The sequence below is a fragment of the Streptomyces sp. genome (genome assembly GCF_035563135.1).
GTDB lineage: Bacteria > Actinomycetota > Actinomycetes > Streptomycetales > Streptomycetaceae > Streptomyces.
Genome location: NZ_DATMVN010000324.1, coordinates 1 through 4,401, shown reverse-complemented (window position 1 = coordinate 4,401; position 4,401 = coordinate 1). Strand labels below are relative to the sequence as shown.

Below are 4,401 nucleotides of genomic sequence, written 5' to 3'. Positions count from 1 at the left end.
GCGTCGGGGCCAGGAGGGTCAGGGGGGTCAGGGGGGCGGGCGGTCATATCAACCAACCTACCTACTCCGTGCTCTCCGCCTGCCGGGCCAGGGACCCGATCTCCACGAGCACGCCCTCCGGGTTGCCGCCGGGCTCGACCGCGGAGCCGATCTTCTCCTTGATCATCTCGCTGACCTGCGCCCACGACGTCTTGCCGAACGGGTACAGCTGCGCGTTCGGCAGCGCCGACAGGAACGGGTGCAGCGGGTTGTGCGCGCTGTCGGCCGCCATCGCGTCGGACGCGCTGCTGGTCACGGGCAGCAGGTCGTACCGGTCGGCGAAGGCCAGCACGTTCTCGTCCTCGTAGACGAAGTCGAGGAACTTGCCTGTCTCCACCCGGTGGCCGTTCTGCTTGAAGCCCATCATCCAGTCGGCCACGCCCATCGAGCCCTTGGTCGGCCCTTCGATCCCGGGCAACGGGACCATGCCGACCTCGACGCCCTTCTTCTCGGCCTCCTGCATCAGTGTCGGATGGCCGTTGAGCATGCCGACCTCACCCTCGGTGAACGCCTCGAAGGCCTTCGCCCGGTCGAGCTTCCCGGGGGCGACGGGTCCGGTGAGGCCCTTGTCGACGAGGTTGTTCTTCAGCCACTGGAAGGCGGCTATGTTGGCCGAGGAGTCGATGGCGTAGTTGCCCACGTCGTCCGTGTAGCCGCCGCCTCCGCTGAGCAGCCACATCAGGGTCTCGGCCTGGGACTCCTCCGGGCCGAGCGGCAGGGCGAGGGGGTAGGTCACGCCGTCCTGCTTGAGCGCGGTGGCATCGCTCCGGATGTCGTCCCAGGTCTGCGGGGCACCGAGGCCCGCCTTCGCGAACAGGCCCTTGTTGTAGAAGAGGAGCCGGGTGCTCGCCACGAACGGGAGGCCGTACGTCTTGTTGTCGACCTCGCCCGCTTCGATGAGCGAGGGCAGGAAGTTGGCCTCGGTGCGGATGGCGAGCATCTCGGCGGAGGTGTAGAGCTTGCCCGCCTCGGCGTAGTCGGCATACGCCCCGATCTGCGCGATGTCGGGGGCCCGGCCGGCCTTCACCATCTCGGCGACCTCGCGGTCGACGTCCTTCCAGGAGTAAACGCTGACCTCGACGTCGATGCCGGGGTTCTCCTTCTCGAACCTCCCTGCGACGTCGTCCCAGTACTTCTGGGAACTGTTCTCCGCACCGGTGCCGTAGTCGGCCGCCACCATCCGCAGGGTGACGTCACCGCTTCCGGTGTCCGAGCCGCATCCCGACAGCGTCACCGTCATACCGAGTGCGGCCACTGCCGCGGTCAGACCTACAAAGCGCCGCTGCACAGCCCTGTCCATCCCTACGTCGTTCGACGCGGACGCCGCCGCTCCGGCGACGGATCCGCGAGCCTTCCTCACGTCCACACGGAGGTCTACACCACCGGTGCATCGATTCGGCAATCTAGCAGGGCCGTTTTGTATGGGTACTCAACAAACCGCGCTAGTGGACTAGACCTTTTAGGGGTCGTCGGGCGAAACTGTCTTCCGTGAGACACGTCATCGCCCTCGATGTGGGCGGCACAGCGATGAAGGCCGCTCTGGTCGGGGCCGACGGCACCCTGCTCCACGAGACGCGCCGGGCCACCGGCAGGGAGCACGGCGCCACGGCCGTCGTGGAGACGATCCTGGGCTTCGCCTCGGATCTGTACGCCTACGGCGAGGAGCACCTGGGCGAAGGCGCCGCCGCCGTGGGCGTAGCCGTGCCCGGCATCGTCGACGCGGAACGCGGGATCGCCGTCTACTCCGCCAATCTGGGCTGGCGCGACGTGCCCCTGCGGGAGCTGCTCGGCGAACGGCTCGGGAGCCTGCCGGTCGCACTCGGCCACGACGTCCGCACCGGCGGCCTCGCCGAAGGGCGGATCGGCGCAGGCCGGGGCGCCGACCGTTTCCTGTTCGTGCCGCTGGGCACCGGCATCGCCGGCGCCATCGGCATCGCGGGCACCATCGAGGCGGGGGCCCACGGCTACGCGGGCGAGATCGGTCACATCGTGGTCCGGCCGGACGGCCCTGACTGCGGCTGCGGGCAGCGCGGCTGCCTGGAGACCCTCGCCTCGGCCGCCGCGGTGTCCAGGGCCTGGGCCGCCGCGTCCGGCGACCCCGCCGCGGACGCCGCGGACTGCGCGAAAGCCGTGGCCTCGGGCGACCCGGCGGCCCGGCGCGTGTGGCAGGACGCGGTCGACGCGCTGGCCGCCGGACTGGTCACCGCACTCACCCTGCTGGACCCCCGCACCCTCATCATCGGTGGCGGTCTCGCCCAGGCGGGGGAAACCTTGTTCACACCACTGCGAGCGGCTGTCGAGGAACGGGTCACGTTCCAGAAGCTGCCTCACATCGTCCCGGCGGCCCTCGGGGACACCGCCGGATGCCTGGGCGCGGGGCTGCTCGCCTGGGATCTACTCTCCACGGAGGTATCCGCCTGATGGCCGGACGCGCAGACAGCACGGTCCTCGCAGGGGCCCGGGTGGTGCTTCCCACCGGCACCGTCGAGAACGGCCGGGTGATCGTCGAGGGCACCCGGATCGCCGGCGGCACGAGGGCCGACGCCCGGACCGTCGACCTCTCGGGCCACTGGGTGGTCCCCGGATTCGTGGACATGCACAACCACGGCGGCGGCGGCGCGTCCTTCGCCACCGGCACCGCCGAGGACGTCCTGGCCGGAGCGCGGGCGCACCGCGAACACGGCACGACGACCGTCGTCGCCTCCACCGTCACCGGCGACATGGACTTCCTGGCCCGCCAGGCCGGAATGCTCTCCGAACTGGTCGAGCAGGGCGAGCTCGCCGGCATCCACTTCGAGGGCCCCTTCATCTCCCCGTGCCGCAAGGGCGCCCACAGCGAACAGCTGCTCCGCTACCCCGACCCCGCCGAGGTCCGCAAGCTGCTCGACGCGGCCCGGGGCAGCGCCAGGATGGTCACCCTCGCCACCGAACTCCCCGGCGGCGTCGAGTCCGTACGGCTGCTCGCCGAGCACGGGGTGATCGCCGCCGTCGGCCACACGGACGCGACGTACGAGCAGACCGTCGAGGCGATCGACGCGGGCGCCACCGTCGCCACGCACCTCTTCAACGCGATGCCGGCCATCGGCCACCGCGCCCCGGGGCCGGTCGCGGCCCTCCTGGAGGACGAGCGGGTCACCGTCGAGCTGATCAACGACGGTACGCATCTGCACCCGGCCGCCCTGGAGCTCGCCTACCACCACGCGGGCGCCGGCCGGGTCGCCCTGATCACGGACGCCATGGACGCGGCCGGCGCGGGTGACGGCTTCTACGAGCTCGGACCGCTCGCCGTCGAGGTCAAGGACGGTGTCGCACGTCTGGTGGAGGGCGGCTCGATCGCGGGCTCCACCCTCACCCTGGACACCGCCTTCCGCAGGGCCGTGACGATCGACAGGATTCCCGTCGAGGACGTCGTCCGGTCCATCTCCGCCAACCCGGCCAGACTGCTGGGCCTGTACGACAGGGTCGGTTCACTGGACCCGGGCAAGGACGCCGACCTGGTGGTCCTGGACGCGGACTTCGCCCTCCAGGGCGTCATGCGCCGGGGTGAGTGGATCGTGGAGCCCTCCACCGGGTGAGGGCCGCCTTTCGTGGGCGGCCGGTTGAACACGTAACGAAGAGACGGCGTTTCTCCCACGGATCTGGGACGACCGCCGCCTCTTTGGCATGATCGCCGAGGAGAGCGCCGCGGGGGGACGGCGCGCGGGAACGGGACCACCGAGGAACGAGGGCCGGTGCAGGTGCTACTGACCGTCACGCTGAACACCGCACTCGATCTGACGTACACCGTCCCCGCCCTGGTCCCGCACAGCAGCCACCGCGTCCACGAGGTGACCGAACGCCCCGGCGGCAAGGGCGTCAACGTGGCCCGGGTGCTCTCCGCGCTCGGCCACGACACCGTCGTCACCGGCTTCACCGGCGGCGCCACCGGAGCCGTCCTGCGCGAGCTCCTCGGCGCGCTCCCCCACCCGCCCGCCGACGCACTCGTCACCGTCGCGGGCAGCACCCGCCGCACGGTGGCCGTCGTCGACCGCGCCGGCGGCGACACCACCCAGCTGAACGAACCGGGCCCGCACATCGGCGCCGGCGAATGGACGGCCTTCCTCCGGACGTTCGGCGAACTGCTCCCCCGGGCCGAGGCCGTCGCCCTGTGCGGCAGCCTGCCTCCCGGCATCCACGTCGGCGCCTACGCGGAACTCGTACGGCTCGCCCGCGCCGCCGGCGTACCCGTCCTCCTGGACACCGACGGCGAACCCCTCCGCCGCGGCATCGCCGCCCGCCCCGACCTCGTCAAACCGAACGCCGACGAGCTCGCCCGGCTCACCGGCGCCCGCGAACCCCTGCGCGCCGCCCACGACGCCCGCC

At 71.5% G+C, this 4,401-nt stretch carries 4 protein-coding genes; 3 read left to right on the top strand and 1 reads right to left on the bottom strand.

Going from position 1 to position 4,401, the window contains the following annotated elements:
* Positions 1-61 precede the first annotated feature (61 nt).
* Entirely contained in the window at positions 62-1,339 is a 1,278-nt protein-coding gene (locus tag VN520_RS14150; RefSeq protein ID WP_325747253.1) for an ABC transporter substrate-binding protein, read from the bottom strand.
* A 227-nt stretch (positions 1,340-1,566) separates the two neighbouring features.
* Here VN520_RS14150 and VN520_RS14145 point away from each other — a divergent pair, with 227 nt between their 5' ends.
* The 3 genes from VN520_RS14145 to VN520_RS14135 form a co-directional block, all read left to right on the top strand.
* Positions 1,567-2,460 carry an ROK family protein gene (locus VN520_RS14145; RefSeq protein ID WP_325747255.1) on the top strand — a complete coding sequence of 298 codons (894 nt, stop codon included), beginning with the start codon at positions 1,567-1,569 and terminating at the stop codon, positions 2,458-2,460.
* On the top strand, positions 2,460-3,614 hold the full coding sequence (nagA, locus tag VN520_RS14140; RefSeq protein WP_325747252.1) for an N-acetylglucosamine-6-phosphate deacetylase: 1,155 nt from the start codon (positions 2,460-2,462) through the stop codon (positions 3,612-3,614). Before VN520_RS14145 ends, nagA begins: the two co-directional genes overlap by 1 nt.
* 162 nt (positions 3,615-3,776) lie before the next feature.
* On the top strand, positions 3,777-4,401 hold a 625-nt coding region (locus VN520_RS14135; RefSeq protein WP_325747254.1), incomplete at its 3' end, for a 1-phosphofructokinase family hexose kinase.